The organism is Micromonospora sp. CMU55-4 (assembly GCF_011602315.1).
GTDB lineage: Bacteria > Actinomycetota > Actinomycetes > Mycobacteriales > Micromonosporaceae > Micromonospora > Micromonospora chalcea.
In genome coordinates this window covers 1-12572 of sequence record NZ_JAAOLH010000017.1, presented here as the reverse complement: position 1 = coordinate 12572, position 12572 = coordinate 1, and the positions used below count along the sequence as shown (strand labels likewise).

At 74.3% G+C, this 12572-nt stretch carries 14 protein-coding genes and 1 pseudogene; 4 read left to right on the top strand and 11 right to left on the bottom strand.

The window, feature by feature from the left end; translation table 11 throughout:
• Positions 1–34: 34 nt before the first annotated feature.
• The 5 genes from HA073_RS24935 to HA073_RS24915 all read right to left on the bottom strand — a co-directional run bounded on the left by HA073_RS24935 (position 35) and on the right by HA073_RS24915 (position 5269).
• Positions 35–1315 carry a nitrate/nitrite transporter gene (locus HA073_RS24935; protein WP_064445915.1) on the bottom strand — a complete coding sequence of 427 codons (1281 nt, stop codon included), beginning with the start codon at positions 1313–1315 and terminating at the stop codon, positions 35–37.
• On the bottom strand, positions 1312–1962 hold the full coding sequence (locus HA073_RS24930; RefSeq protein WP_166457405.1) for a GntR family transcriptional regulator: 651 nt from the start codon (positions 1960–1962) through the stop codon (positions 1312–1314). Before HA073_RS24930 ends, HA073_RS24935 begins: the two co-directional genes overlap by 4 nt.
• A 73-nt stretch (positions 1963–2035) precedes the next feature.
• Positions 2036–2875 (bottom strand): alpha/beta fold hydrolase, encoded by an 840-nt coding sequence (locus tag HA073_RS24925; protein ID WP_166457404.1) that lies wholly within the window; start codon positions 2873–2875, stop codon positions 2036–2038.
• The gene (locus tag HA073_RS24920; protein ID WP_166457403.1) at positions 2872–3786 is read right to left on the bottom strand and encodes an SDR family oxidoreductase; all 915 of its coding nucleotides are present in this window, start codon (positions 3784–3786) and stop codon (positions 2872–2874) included. Before HA073_RS24920 ends, HA073_RS24925 begins: the two co-directional genes overlap by 4 nt.
• The gene (locus HA073_RS24915) at positions 3779–5269 is read right to left on the bottom strand and encodes an NAD(P)/FAD-dependent oxidoreductase (RefSeq protein ID WP_166457402.1); all 1491 of its coding nucleotides are present in this window, start codon (positions 5267–5269) and stop codon (positions 3779–3781) included. Before HA073_RS24915 ends, HA073_RS24920 begins: the two co-directional genes overlap by 8 nt.
• A 116-nt stretch (positions 5270–5385) precedes the next feature.
• Here HA073_RS24915 and HA073_RS24910 point away from each other — a divergent pair, with 116 nt between their 5' ends.
• Positions 5386–6066, top strand: a complete 681-nt coding sequence (locus tag HA073_RS24910; RefSeq protein WP_043323920.1) for a TetR/AcrR family transcriptional regulator — start codon at positions 5386–5388, stop codon at positions 6064–6066.
• On the opposite strand, the gene HA073_RS24905 is transcribed toward HA073_RS24910, so the two are convergent.
• The gene (locus HA073_RS24905) at positions 6041–6496 is read right to left on the bottom strand and encodes a hypothetical protein (RefSeq protein WP_166457401.1); all 456 of its coding nucleotides are present in this window, start codon (positions 6494–6496) and stop codon (positions 6041–6043) included. The two genes, HA073_RS24910 and HA073_RS24905, sit on opposite strands and share 26 nt — an antisense overlap.
• Positions 6496–6972: a hypothetical protein gene (locus HA073_RS24900; protein WP_166457400.1), complete on the bottom strand. Its 477-nt coding sequence runs from the start codon at positions 6970–6972 to the stop codon at positions 6496–6498. The genes HA073_RS24905 and HA073_RS24900 overlap by 1 nt, the downstream gene beginning before the upstream one ends.
• 45 nt (positions 6973–7017) lie before the next feature.
• Between HA073_RS24900 and HA073_RS24895 the strand changes: the two genes are divergently transcribed.
• Positions 7018–8001, top strand: coding sequence for a YafY family protein (locus HA073_RS24895; protein WP_166457399.1), 984 nt, complete (start codon positions 7018–7020; stop codon positions 7999–8001).
• On the opposite strand, the gene HA073_RS24890 is transcribed toward HA073_RS24895, so the two are convergent.
• The gene (locus HA073_RS24890) at positions 8002–9477 is read right to left on the bottom strand and encodes a PLP-dependent aminotransferase family protein (RefSeq protein WP_166457398.1); all 1476 of its coding nucleotides are present in this window, start codon (positions 9475–9477) and stop codon (positions 8002–8004) included.
• Between the two features lie 28 nt (positions 9478–9505).
• Between HA073_RS24890 and HA073_RS24885 the strand changes: the two genes are divergently transcribed.
• Both HA073_RS24885 and HA073_RS24880 read left to right on the top strand, forming a co-directional pair.
• Positions 9506–10114: a LysE family translocator gene (locus tag HA073_RS24885; protein WP_043323912.1), complete on the top strand. Its 609-nt coding sequence runs from the start codon at positions 9506–9508 to the stop codon at positions 10112–10114.
• A gap of 24 nt (positions 10115–10138) precedes the next feature.
• Positions 10139–10846, top strand: coding sequence for a B3/4 domain-containing protein (locus HA073_RS24880; protein WP_166457397.1), 708 nt, complete (start codon positions 10139–10141; stop codon positions 10844–10846).
• Here the strand turns inward: HA073_RS24880 and HA073_RS24875 are convergent.
• From HA073_RS24875 to HA073_RS24865, 3 genes and pseudogenes are all read right to left on the bottom strand, one after another.
• Positions 10784–11023, bottom strand: coding sequence for a hypothetical protein (locus HA073_RS24875; protein ID WP_205798602.1), 240 nt, complete (start codon positions 11021–11023; stop codon positions 10784–10786). The genes HA073_RS24880 and HA073_RS24875 overlap by 63 nt on opposite strands.
• Before the next feature lie 268 nt (positions 11024–11291).
• On the bottom strand, positions 11292–12362 hold the full coding sequence (locus HA073_RS24870; RefSeq protein ID WP_166457396.1) for an ABC transporter ATP-binding protein: 1071 nt from the start codon (positions 12360–12362) through the stop codon (positions 11292–11294).
• Positions 12359–12572: pseudogene (locus HA073_RS24865) on the bottom strand (ABC transporter ATP-binding protein); the annotation flags it as partial. The gene HA073_RS24870 and the pseudogene HA073_RS24865, both read right to left, overlap by 4 nt.

The window sequence follows — 12572 nt, the reverse complement described above, 5'->3', positions numbered from 1 at the left end:
CCCGCGCCGAAGCCGCTCCGGGCCGGCCGCGTACTCAGACGGGGGCCGCGGCCGTCGCGGCGGCCCGGTCGGCGGCGATCCGGCGGGCGGCGTTGCGGTAGCGCAGCACCTGCGCCGCGCCGAGCGCCCAGAGCAGGAACTGCACGGCGAACGCCCAGCGGAACGCGGACAGCGGCGGCGCGTCGTGCCCGGCCGGGGTGGCCAGGTCGAGCACCAGGCCGACGGCCAGGATCAGCACGATCGAGGCGGCGAAACCGCCGACGTTGACGATGCCGGTGGCGCTGCCGATGCGGTGCACCGGGTTGAACGAGCGGGCGTAGTCGAACCCGATCATCGAACCGGGACCGTTGACCGCGAGCACCACCACGAGCGCCACCAGCAGCGCGTGCGGCGCCCGACCCGGCCACGCCAGCACCACCGCCCACATGCCGGCGGTGCCGGCGGTGATGGCGAAGACCAACACCGAGCGGTGGAACGGGAAGCGGGCGCACAGATGCGCGAGCACCGGCCCGCACACGAGCGTCACCATCGTCATCAGGGTGAGCAGCCCGGCCGCCGCCGTGGGCGAGAAGCCCTGGCCCTGCACCAGGAACGGGTACCCCCACAGCAGCGCGAACACCGAGCCGGAGAACTGCGTGACGAAGTGCGTCCACAGGCCCAGCCGGGTGCCCGGCTCGGCCCACGCCTCGGCGAGCTGGCGGCGCACGGTCGCCAGGTCGGGCGCGAGCGCGGTGGCGTGCTCGGCGTGCGGGGTGTCGCGTACCGCGACGAGGATCATCAGCACCACCGTCGCGCCGAGCGCCGCGGCGGTCAGGAACGCCGGGGTCCAGCCCGCGCGGTGCAGCAGCAGCACCAGGGGTACGGCGCCGAGCACCGCGCCGAGCTGGCCGACGGTGCCGGTGAGCTGCACCAGCAGCGGGTTGCGGCGGCCGGGGAACCAGAACGCGACGATGCGCAGCACGCTGATGAAGGTCATGGCGTCACCGAGGCCGACGAGCACCCGCGCGGCGACGGCGGCCGGCACGTCGGTGGCGACCGCGAAGACGATCTGCCCGGCCACCATCAGCGCGCCGCCGGCCAGCAGCAGCCGGCGCGAGCCGTAGCGGTCGAGCAGCACCCCGACCGGGACCTGCATGGCGGCGTAGACGGCGAGCTGGGCGACGGAGAACGTGGCGAGCGCGGAGGCGTTGATGTGGAACCGATCCGCCGCGTCGACCCCGGTGACGCCGAGTGAGCTGCGGTGGAACACGGCGGTCAGGTACGCGGTCAGCGCCACCGCGTACACCAGGGCCGCGGGCCGGCGGGACACGCTCACCGCAGCGTCCCGAGCATCCGCGCGGCGGTGTCGATGTGCCCGGCGACCGCGTCGCGCCACACCTGCGGGTCGTCGCCGTCGAGCGCGGCGAGCTGGCCGGCGTGCTCGGCCAGGGCGACCTCGGCCCAGCCGGGTGAGAGCCGGAAGCTCGCCTCGCCCATGCGCAGCTGCCGGTCGCGCAGGCGGTGGTACAGCTCGGCCAGGATCTCGTTGCCGGCGGCCTCGACCACGGCGGCGTGGAACGAGCGGTCGGCGCCCATCAGCGCGCTGATGTCACCGGCGGCGTGCGCGCGTCGCATCTCCCCCAGCCGGCGGGCCAGGTCGGCGCGCAACTCGGCGCGGCGGTCCCAGACCCGCTCGGCGGCGTGCAGCTCGACCAGCCGGCGGGCCTCGATGACGTCGGCGATCTCCCGGGCCGACACCGGCCGGATCAGCGCGCCGCGCTTCGGGTAGAGCTTGACCAGACCCTCGGTCTCCAGCCGCAGCAGCGCCTCCCGGACCGGGGTGCGGGACACGCCGGTCGCGTCGGCGATCTCGCCCTCGCTCACGAGCTGGCCGCCCGGGTAGACCTGTTCCAGGATGGCCTGCTTGAGGTGCCGGTACGCCCGCTCGGCGGCGGACGGCGCGGTCCGGCTGGGATGCGTCATGTATCTAAGCTTGCTCCGCGGCTGGTCGCGCCGATCCGGCGCGGGTCCGGGCAGTGGCGCAGGCCACCGCGGGTCAGGCCCACAACTCCCGCAGCAGCGCCTCCACCTCGGCGGTCCGCTCGATCTGCGGCATGTGCCCGGTGTCGCGGAACAGATGGCGGCGCGCGTGCGGCAGCCGGCTGCCGGCGTACGCCAGGTGCGTGGCGGGCAGGATCAGGTCACGGTCGCCCCAGACGAGCAGCGTGGGCAGGTCGAGCGCGGCCACCGCGTCGAGCAGTTCGGCGCGCCACCGCGGCTTCACCCCGCGCCAGGTGCCCAGGTCGCGTACCAGCTCCAGCATCACCCGGGCGGCGTGCGGCCGGCGGGCCAGCGCCAGAGCGGTGGCGATCCGCTCCTCGGTGACGTACGCCGGGTCGAAGAAGATGGCCCGCTCGCTGCGGCGGGCGATCCCCGGATGCGGGCGCAGCAGCAGCGGCGCCAGCGGGCGGATCGCGAGCAGCCGCAGCGCCACCGTCACCTCCCGGCCGAAGCCGGCGCTGTTGAGCAGCGCCAGGCTGGCCGCCCGCTGCGGCGCGTCGACCGCGAGGCGCATCGCCACCGCCCCGCCGAGGGAGTTGCCGACCAGGTGCGCCGGGCCGGTCACCCCGGCCACGTCGAGGAACCGGGCGACCGCGCCGGCCAGGGCGGGCAGCGTGTGCGGCCCGTCCAGCGGCGCGGAGCCGCCGTGCCCGGGCAGGTCCACCGCGAGCACCAGGTGGTCGCGGGCCAGCGCGGCGTGCAGGGCGGTGAAGTCGTCGAGGGTACGGCCGATGCCGTGCAGCAGCACCACGGGCGGCCCGTCGCCGCTGATCCGGCAGCGCACGCGCCGGCCGTCGACGGTGCGCTCGTCGGCCGGCGGGAGGGCCGCTGTCACGCCGTGCGTCCGGGTTCCCGCGCGGCCTCCTCGGCGGGCGTCTCGGCCCGCGGCGCCGGCGCCCCTGCGACGGCCGCCGCCGGGCGGGACGGGCGCATGCCCAGGGCGAGCACCCGGCCGTACCCGGCGGGGGCGACCCGGGCCAGCAGGTCGGGCAGCTTCGCCGACCAGCCGATCAGCACCCGGCCGCGACGCCGCTTCGCGCCGCGCAGGATCGCCTCGGCGGCCTTCGCCGGGTCGATGGTGAGCAGCTTCTCGAACTGCCTGAGCCCGGTCTCGTACTCGGCCCGGTCAACGCCGCTGCCGACCCGGGCGCTGCTGGCGATCCGGGTACGGATGCCGCCCGGGTGCACCGACGTGACGCCGACGCCGTCGTCGACGAGTTCGTGCCGCAGCGCCTCGGTGAAGCCGCGGACGGCGAACTTGCTCGCCGCGTACGCGGCCTGCCCGGCGGGCGCGATGATGCCGAACAGGCTGGAGACGTTGACCAGGTGCGCGCCGGGTTCGGCCTTGAGCGCGGGCAGCAGCGCGTGGGTCAGGCGTACCACCGCCCGGAAGTTGATCTCGACGACCCAGAGGAACTCCTCCACTGTGACCTGGTCGAAACGCCCGCCCAGCGCCACCCCGGCGTTGTTGATCAGCAGCCGGATGCGGGGATGCGCGCGGTGGATCTCGGCGGCGACCCGTTCGGTGGCCTCGGCGTCGGCGAGGTCGACCACGTGCGTCTCGACCCGCAGGTCCGGGTGCGCCGCCGAGATCGCGGCGGCGACCGAGGTCAGGCCGTCGGCGTCGCGGTCGAGCAGGACCAGGTCGGCGCCGCGCCGGGCCAGGCCGTGGGCCAGCGCCGCGCCGATGCCGCTCGCCGCGCCGGTGAGCACCGCGGTGCCGCCGGGAAAGACGAGGTCACGCATCGGTTCCTCCCGAGGTGGCGGCGGCGGGCACACCGGCGCGGGCGAAGCGTACGCCGTCGGTGAGCGGGCCGTGCCGCATCAGGCGTACGTCGCGGGGGTAGTTCTGGTGCAGCCGCCACGGCGCGCGCGGCCCCTGCTTGGGCAGCTGGTCGACGGCGCGCAGCACGTAGCCGGACTGCAGGTCGATGATCGGCGCCAGGTCGTCGGTGTCCGGGGCGAGCGGCGTGACGATCTGCTGGCCGGTCTCGTCGAGGTGGCGCAGCAGCCGGCAGACGTAGGTGGCGACGAGGTCGGCCTTGAGCGTCCACGAGGCGTTCGTGTAGCCGATCGTCATGGCGAAGTTCGGCACGCCGGACAGCATCATGCCCTTGTACGCCACCGTCGAGGCGAGGTCGACGTCGGCACCGTCGACCGCCAGGGTCATGCCGCCGAGCGCGAGCAGGTTCAGGCCGGTGGCGGTGACCACGATGTCGGCGGGCAGCTCCTCGCCGGAGGCGAGCCGGAGCCCGTGCTCGGTGAACGTGTCGATGGTGTCGGTGACCACCGACGCGCGTCCCTCGCGCAGCACGGTGAACAGGTCGCCGTCCGGCACCACGCACAGGCGCTGGTCCCACGGGTCGTACCGGGGCGAGAAGTGCCGCTCGACGTCGTACCCGGCGGGCAGCCGGCCCTTCGCGGCCCGGCGCAGGAACCGCTTCACCACGCCGGGGGCACGCCGGCTGAGCTGGAAGTTGGCCACTCCGAGCGCGACGTTCTTCCACCGCGCCACCGTGTACGCGGCCTTCGGGGGCAGCCAGCGCCGCGCGGCGTCGGCGAACGGGTCGCGCGAGGGCAGCGCGATCACGTACGTGGGTGAGCGCTGAAGCATGGTGACGTGGGCGGCCCGCTCGGCCATCGCCGGCACGAGGGTGACGGCTGTGGCGCCGCTGCCGATCACCACGACCCGCTTGCCGGTGTAGTCCAGGTCGTCGGGCCAGTGCTGCGGGTGCACGAGCGTGCCGGCGTACCGCTCGACGCCGGGGAAACGCGGCGTGTAGCCGGAGTCGTAGCGGTAGTAGCCGGAGTTGGTGAACAGGAACCCGCAGGTGATGGTGACGTCCTCGCCGGTGTCGTCGCGGCGGGCGTGGACCGTCCAGCGGGCGGTGGCGCTGTCCCATTCCGCGCGCACGGCCCGGTGGTGGAAGCGGATGTGCCGCTCGACGTCGTACTCGCGGGCGGTCTGGCGCACGTACGCCCGGATGGAGTCGCCGTCGGCGATGGCCTTCGGGTCGGTCCACGGCTTGAACGAGTAGCCGAGGGTGTACATGTCGGAGTCGGAGCGGATGCCCGGGTAGCGGAACAGGTCCCAGGTGCCGCCGATGGCGCCCCGGGCCTCCAGCACCGCGTAGGTCTTGCCGGGGCACTCGCGTCCGAGGTGGACGGCGGCGCCGATGCCGGACAGGCCGGCCCCGACGATGAGGACGTCGACGTGGTCTGCGGCCATCGGTTTCTCCCGTTCGCACCGGCGGTGGACCGGACACTATCCATCGCCGTCGAGCGCAGTCAACACCGTGTCGAGCTTAATCGACAGGGTGTTGAGCGGGTGTAGCATCAGCCGACATGACCACCGCCCGTACGCCGGCCGGCGCCGCGCCCAGCCGCGGGCGGCGGACCGGCCGCTCCACCGGCGACGAGCGGGAGACCGCGATCCTGGCAACCGCCGAGCGGCTGCTGCGGCAGCGCGCGTTCGGCGACATCTCCATCGACGACCTGGCGCGCGGCGCGGGCATCTCCCGTCCCACGTTCTACTTCTACTTCCCGTCCAAGGACGCGGTGCTGCTCACGCTGCTGGACCGGGTCACCGAGGAGGCCGACGCGGCGGCCGGCGGCGTGTTCGACCGGCTCGCCGAGGACCCGCGCGCCCACTGGCGGGAGCTGATCGCCCGGTTCCACGCCACGTTCGGCGGGCACCGGGACGTGGTGCTGGCCTGCGCCCAGGTACGCGGCACCAACGCCGAGGTGCGGCGGCTCTGGGCCGAGGTGCTGGAACGCTGGGTCCGCGCGGTGCAGGCCGCGATCGAGACCGAACGCGCACGCGGCGCGGCCCCGGACGGGCTGCCCGCCCGGGACCTCTCGATCGCGCTGAACTCGATGAACGAACGGGTCTGGTACGCCACGTTCGCCGGGGACGGCCCGGCGGTGGCCGAGCGGGACGTGGTCGACGTGCTGCTCGACGTCTGGCTGACCGCGATCTACCGGACCACCACCCCGCCGGTCATGCCGTCCGCCGGAACTCCATGATCCAGTTGGTCTCCCAGGCGTGCCCGCCGTCGGTGGAGAACGCCTGCTCCCAGCGGCAGGAGACCGGGGTGATCGCCGACCAGAGGAACCGGCAGCGCACCGGGCGGCCCTCGTCGGTGTCGTCGGCGTGGAACTCACCGACGCCGTCGGTGAACCGGCCCACCACCGGCGGCTGCTCCAGCACGCCCCGCGCGCTGTGCATCCAGTAGATCGACCACAGCCCGGTCGCCGGGTTCAGGACGCGCACGCTGGAGCCGGAGAAGCCCCGGCTGGGGCAGCGCATCTCGTCGAAGCTGCCCGCGCCGTCGAAGAACGAGCGGGCCTCGCTGAAACCGGCGAACTCGTCCCAGTCGTCGCTGCCGACGTGGCGCTGCCGCAGACGCCGGTTGGTCACGTCCCAGGTGCCGACGAGGAAGTCGAAGTCGCCCATCAGAATCCCACCGGCCCCTCGGGCCGGGCGTCGGCCAGGTAGCCGGCCAGGTCCGGCTCGTCCGGCACGAGCACGTGCCGGATCCAGGCGGCGCGTTCGTGCTCCAGCACGCCCAGCTCCCAGACGCAGCCCACCCCGGGACGCTCCAGGTCCACGAAGCGCGCCGGATCGTCGTCCGGGCAGTCGAGCGCAGGCTGCCCGGCGATCGCGATGCGGCACTCGACCACGTTGTCGAAGAACCAGGTGTACGCCAGCAGGTACGCGCCGCTGTCCGCGCCCCGGTGCAGCACCACCCAGCTCGCCGGCGGGGTGCCGCCGTCGGGACCGGGCAGCAGCTTGGGAAGGTACGCGTACGCGGCCTCGACCACACGTGGTTCGAGGCGACGGTCCGGCTGGTCGATGTGGTAGCGCTTGACGTGCCGGCCGGCGACCTCGATCGTCCCCGGCACCGTCAGCTCCTTGTCGTGGAAAGCCATGATCGGGACGGTAGGGGCGGTCCCCTGACAGCTAGTGTCAGCAGAATGCGGGCCAGTCGACTCCTGTCCATCCTGCTGCTCCTGCAGGCGCACGGCCGGCTCACCGCCGCCGACCTGGCCACCCGCCTCGAGGTGTCGGTACGCACCATCTACCGGGACGTCGAGGCGCTGCACACCGCCGGTATCCCGCTGTACGGCGAGGCCGGACACGACGGCGGCTACCGGCTCGTGGAGGGCTGGCGGACCCGGCTGACCGGGCTGACCGCAGAGGAGGCCGACCGGCTGCTCTTCGCCGGGCTGCCCGGACCGGCCGCCAAGCTGGGCTACCAGTCGGTCGTCACCGCCGTGCAGCTCAAGCTGCGGGCCGCGCTACCAGCGCCGCTGGCCGACCGGGCTGCCCGGCTGGAACAGCGGTTCCACCTGGACACGCCGGGCTGGTACTCCGACGGCGACCCGTCGCCGTACCTCGCCGAGGCGGCCGAGGCGGTGTGGCGGGAGCACCGGATCCGGGTGCGCTACCGGGGCTGGCGCGGCGAGACGATCCGGGTGCTCGAACCGTACGGGCTGGTGCTCAAGGGCGGGCGCTGGTATCTCGTGGCCGCCCGCCCGGACCGCGCCGGACCGGCCACCTACCGGGTCAACCAGATCCTCGACCTGGCCCCGCTGGACGAGACGTTCGAGCGGCCCGAGTTCGACCTGCCGGCCTGGTGGCGCGCCCACGTGGTGGCGTTCCGGGCCGGGCTGCACCGCGACGAGGCGCACATCCGGCTGTCGCCGCGCGGGTTCGCCCGGCTGCGCGAGATCGGCAGCGACGTGGTGGTCGCCGCCGCCGAGGCGAGCGCCGGCCCGCCCGACGACAGCGGCTGGGTGCGCGCGGTCATCCCGATCGAGTCGCTCACCCACGCCCACGGCGACCTGCTGCGGCTCGGCGCCGACGTGGAGGTCCTGTCCCCGGAAGAGCTGCGCGCCCGCCTGGCCGAAACCGCCACCGCCCTGGCCGCCCTCTACCCCCCACCTCTCCCTCGTTGATCAAGGAAGGGCGTGGAGGGCATCGGCGACTGTGGACAGGGCTCGGTCGATCTCCGACGGCGGGGTCGCCGCGTACCCGAGGACCAGGCCCGGCGGCTGCGGACGCTGGCCGTGCCAGGACAGCGGATGGACCTTGACGCCCCGGCGCAGCGCCTCCGCCGCGAGCGCCAGGTCGTCCACGTCGCCGGGCAGCGTGACCGTCAGGTGCAGCCCGGCCGCGGCGCCGTGCACCACCGCCCCCGGCAGGTACGCGCGGACCGCCCGGATCATCGCGTCGCGGCGGCGTACGTGCCGGTGGCGCAGCAGCCGCAGGTGCCGCTCCAGCGCGCCCGACTCCATCAGCTCGGCCAGCACGAGCTGCGGCAGCGCCGCGTTGCCCAGATCCGCCGTCCGCTTCGCGTCCACCACGTCGGCGTGCAGCGACGGCGGCACCAGCGTCCACCCGATCCGCAGGGCCGGGGCGAGCAGCTTGGAGATGCTGCCGGTGTAGCAGACCCGGTCGGGGGCCATGCCGCGCAGCGCCGGCACGGGCGGGCGGTCGTAGCGGTGCTCGGCGTCGTAGTCGTCCTCCAGCACCAGGCCGCCGTCGCGCGCCCACCTCAGCAGCCGGCGACGCCGCTCACCGTCGAGCACCACCCCGGTCGGGAACTGGTGCGCCGGGGTGAGCAGCACGGCCGGCGCGCCGGACCGCTCCAGCTCGTCGACGCGCAGGCCCCTGTCGTCCACCGGCACCGGCAGCGTCGCCATCCCCGCGTACGTGAGGTGCTGCCGCACGCCGAGCGAGCCGGGGTCCTCCACCGCGACGGTGCGCGTACCCCGCTCGTGCAGCACCCGCGCGAGCAGGCCGAGCGCCTGGGACACCCCGGCCACTACCACCACCTCGGCCGGGTCGGCGCGGATGCCCCGGTTGCGGGCCAGCCAGTTCGCGACGGCCCGCCGCAGCGCGGGCGTGCCGGTCGGGTCGCCGTAGCCGAGCGCGGCGGGCGTGGCCCGGTGCAGCACGGCCCGCTCGGCCCGCAGCCAGGCCGCGCGGGGAAATGCCGCCAGATCGGGTACGCCGGGCGTCAGGTCCACCCGCGCGGGGGCGGCGCGCAGCGCCTCGAAGACGTCGAGGCCGGGCCGGCCGGTGAACACCTCCGGTGCTCTCCTCGGCTCGGGTGGCCGGGCGCGCACGGCGGCCGGGGTGGCCACCACGACGGTGCCGGCCCGGCCGCGCCCGGCGACCTGGCCGTCCTCGCCCAGCCGCTGGTACGCCTCGGTCACCACGCCGCGTGAGACGCCCAGCTCGGCGGCGAGCACCCGGCTGGGTGGCAGGCGGGTGCCTACTGGCGCGCGGCCGTCGGCGATCGCCGAGCGCAGCCGGGCGGCCAGCCAGTCCGCGCGGCCGCCGGGCGGGGCCTCGCCCACATCGAGCTGGAGGAAGTCCGCGCCGACCGATTTGGACCTCTCGGAAACGACGGCTTTGGCCCTGTCCACCGGACCATTATGGCCAGAGGCTGGACGGGTGACCATCGCCTTCCTGCTGACCGCACTCGTCGTCGCAGTCACTCCGGGCACCGGGGTGACGCACACGCTCGCCACCGCCGTGACCGCGGGACGTCGCGCCGGGCTGGCCGCCGCGGCCGGTGCCACGCTCAGCCTCGTTCCGCACGTGATCGCCGCGGTGACCGGCCTGGCCGCGTTGCTGCGCGCCGGCACCCCGGCGTTCCGCGTGGTGACCTGGCTGGGCGTGGCGTACCTGCTCTGGATGGCCTGGTCGGCGTGGCGCGACCGGGGCGCGTTCACCGTCGACGCGGACCGGCCGCCGCGCCCGGCGTCGGCGGTGTTCCGCGACGGGGTGTTGCTGAACCTGCTGAACCCGAAGGTGACGGTGTTCTTCGTGGCGTTCCTGCCGCAGTTCGTACCCCCGGGCACGCCCGCCGCCCCCGTCCGCATGCTCGCCTGCGGCCTGGTGTTCATGCTGGTCACGCTGCTGGTGTTCGCCGGGTACGCGGTGCTCGCCGGCGCGTTGCGCCGCCGCGTGCTGGCCCGGCCCCGGCTGAGGGCGCTGCTGCGGCACGCCGTGGCCGGCAGCTTCCTCGCCCTGGGCCTCGGCCTCGCGTTCGCCGCCTAGCACTCGCCGACAAGGAGTTCACCAGTGCGTTTCCGGCACTCCCCCGAGATCTGGTCTTCCTTCCCCGAGCTGACCTGCGGGGTCCTGCACGCCACCGGGATCACGCCCGACCCCGACGTTACGCCGCAGCTCGTCGATTACCTCGACGTCGCCCGGGACCGGCTCGCCGCCGCACCCGAGGGCGGCTTCCCGGAAATCCAGGCGTGGCGGCGCGCGTTCACCCGGATGGGCTGCCCACCGACGCGCTACCGCTGCGCGGCCGAGTCACTGCTGCGCCGGCTGCGCCGCGACGGCGACCTGCCCCGGCTGCACCCGCTGGTGGACCTCGGCAACGCGCTCTCCGTCGGGTACGCGGTCCCGGTCGCCGTGCTCGACCTGGCCGGGATCGACGGCGACCTGACCGTGCGCCCGGCCGACGGCACCGAGTCCTATCTCGGCCTCGGTGGGGAGTCCGAGCAGCCCGCGCCCGGCGAGGTGATCTTCGCCGACGAGGGCGGACACGCGCACGCCCGGCGCTGGTGCCACCGGCAGAGCGGCGCCTCGGCGGTACGGGCCGCCACCGTCGAGGTCCTCGTGGTCATCGAGGCGATGCACGCCGGGGCGGCGCCGACCGTACGCCGGATGCTGGACGAGCTGGCGTCGGCGCTGGACGAGCAGTGGCGCGTGCCGTCACGGACGGCGTTGCTCACCTCGCAGGCCCCGGAGTTCGCCGTGCCCGTCCGGACCGTCTGACACCCGACCCGTCGGCTCGGCCGGCTCGCCGTGCAGCTCGCGCAGGGCGTCGGCGAGCCGGTCGTCGGCGGTCCCCCACCACTGCCGGGCCAGCTCGACAGTGCGGCCGAGCGAGTCGGCGCCCGCCCGCTCGGCGTGCAGCTCGGCGCTCATCATGCGCAGGAAGCGAACGGTCACGGCATCGGACTCATCGGCTATCACGTCCGTACCCTAGCCACCGCCTCCGACGAAACCGGCGGCCGAGTCGGGGTCGTCCGCCCGGTTGAGGTCGCCGCGCGCGGGTAGTGCGCGGTCATGCCCCAGCGATACGGGCACTACGACCGGGGTCGCGATCGTCACCGGCGCGGACTCCGGCATCGGCGGCCGGGGGCGACCGCGCCCGGCTCAGGGCACAGTCAGGCTTGATCCCTGCGCCGGGCAGGGTCGTCCCCGGCTCCGTCGTGGGTCAGGTGCGTTCGTTGCTGCCGGGTTCGCCGGTCGGCATGCCGACCGGTCCGCTCTCCGGGTAGTGGCAGGCGGTGAGTTGCCCGCCGTCGTCTCGGGTGGTGAGTGCGGGTTCTTCGGTGGCGCAGTGGTCGGTGGCTTTCCAGCAGCGGGTGCGGAAGCGGCAGCCCGATGGTGGGTTCAACGGGGTGGGGACGTCGCCGGTGAGGCGGATCCGGCCGGCGGGCCCGAGGGTGGTGACGTCGGGGATGGCGGAGAGCAGCGCTCGGGTGTAGGGGTGCTGGGGGCGGGTGTAGATGTCGTCGCGGTCGCCGATCTCGACGATTGTGCCGAGGTACATGACGGCGACGCGGTGGCAGAAGTGGCGGATGACGGCGAGGTCGTGGGCGATGAACACGAACGCCAGGTCGAGGTCGCGTTGCAGGTCGCGTAGCAGGTTGATGACCTGCGCCTGGATCGACACGTCCAGCGCGGAGACGGGTTCGTCGGCGACGATGAGCTTGGGTTTCAGCGCGAGGGCGCGGGCGATGCCGATGCGTTGGCGTTGTCCGCCGGAGAACTCGTGCGGGTACCTGTTGTAGTGCTCCGGGTTCAGCCCGACGAGTTCGAGGAGTTCCTGGACGCGTTTCTTCACGCCGCCGGGCGGGGTGATCCGGTTGACCTGCAACGGCATGGCCACGATCCGCCCGACGGTGTGGCGGGGGTTCAGCGAGGCGTACGGGTCCTGGAAGATGATCTGCAGGTCCTGCCGCAGCGCACGCAACTCACGCCGCCCGCCGTGGGTGATGTCCCGCCCCGCGAACATGATGCTGCCCGAGGTGGGCTCCAGCAGCCGGACCAGCATCCGCCCGGTCGTGGTCTTCCCGCACCCGGACTCCCCGACCAGGCCGAGCGTCTCGCCCGGACGCACATCGAAGTCCAGCCCGTCGACAGCCCGCACCGCACCCCGCGCGCGCAATCCCTGCCGCACCGGGAAATGCTTGGTCAGCCCTCGCACCGACAGCAGCGGCTCGCCCGCGAGCCGGCTGGCGTCGCCAGCCACCGCCGCCTGCCCGTTCGTCACACCGTTCATCGAGCCGCCCCCACCTGCGCGACCTCGTCCCGGTAGATCCGCTCCCGCGCGGCGACCGGCAGATGACACGCCACCAGATGACCCGGCGCACCAGCAGGGCCCAGCTCCGGGATCTCGGTGCGGGACCGGTCACCGTTCACGCCGGCCCACCGGCAGCGGGGATGAAACGCACACCCCGACGGCAGATTGATCAGAGACGGCGGGTTACCC

Bases quoted from the DNA above. Each gene is read 5' to 3' on its own strand.
- HA073_RS24915 (WP_166457402.1), bottom strand. From the start codon at position 5,269: ATGGCCGCAGACCACGTCGACGTCCTCATCGTCGGGGCCGGCCTGTCC.
- HA073_RS24910 (WP_043323920.1), top strand. From the start codon at position 5,386: ATGACCACCGCCCGTACGCCGGCCGGCGCCGCGCCCAGCCGCGGGCGG.
- HA073_RS24900 (WP_166457400.1), bottom strand. From the start codon at position 6,972: ATGGCTTTCCACGACAAGGAGCTGACGGTGCCGGGGACGATCGAGGTC.
- HA073_RS24895 (WP_166457399.1), top strand. From the start codon at position 7,018: ATGCGGGCCAGTCGACTCCTGTCCATCCTGCTGCTCCTGCAGGCGCAC.
- HA073_RS24905 (WP_166457401.1), bottom strand. From the start codon at position 6,496: ATGGGCGACTTCGACTTCCTCGTCGGCACCTGGGACGTGACCAACCGG.
- HA073_RS24920 (WP_166457403.1), bottom strand. From the start codon at position 3,786: ATGCGTGACCTCGTCTTTCCCGGCGGCACCGCGGTGCTCACCGGCGCG.
- HA073_RS24870 (WP_166457396.1), bottom strand. From the start codon at position 12,362: ATGAACGGTGTGACGAACGGGCAGGCGGCGGTGGCTGGCGACGCCAGC.
- HA073_RS24930 (WP_166457405.1), bottom strand. From the start codon at position 1,962: ATGACGCATCCCAGCCGGACCGCGCCGTCCGCCGCCGAGCGGGCGTAC.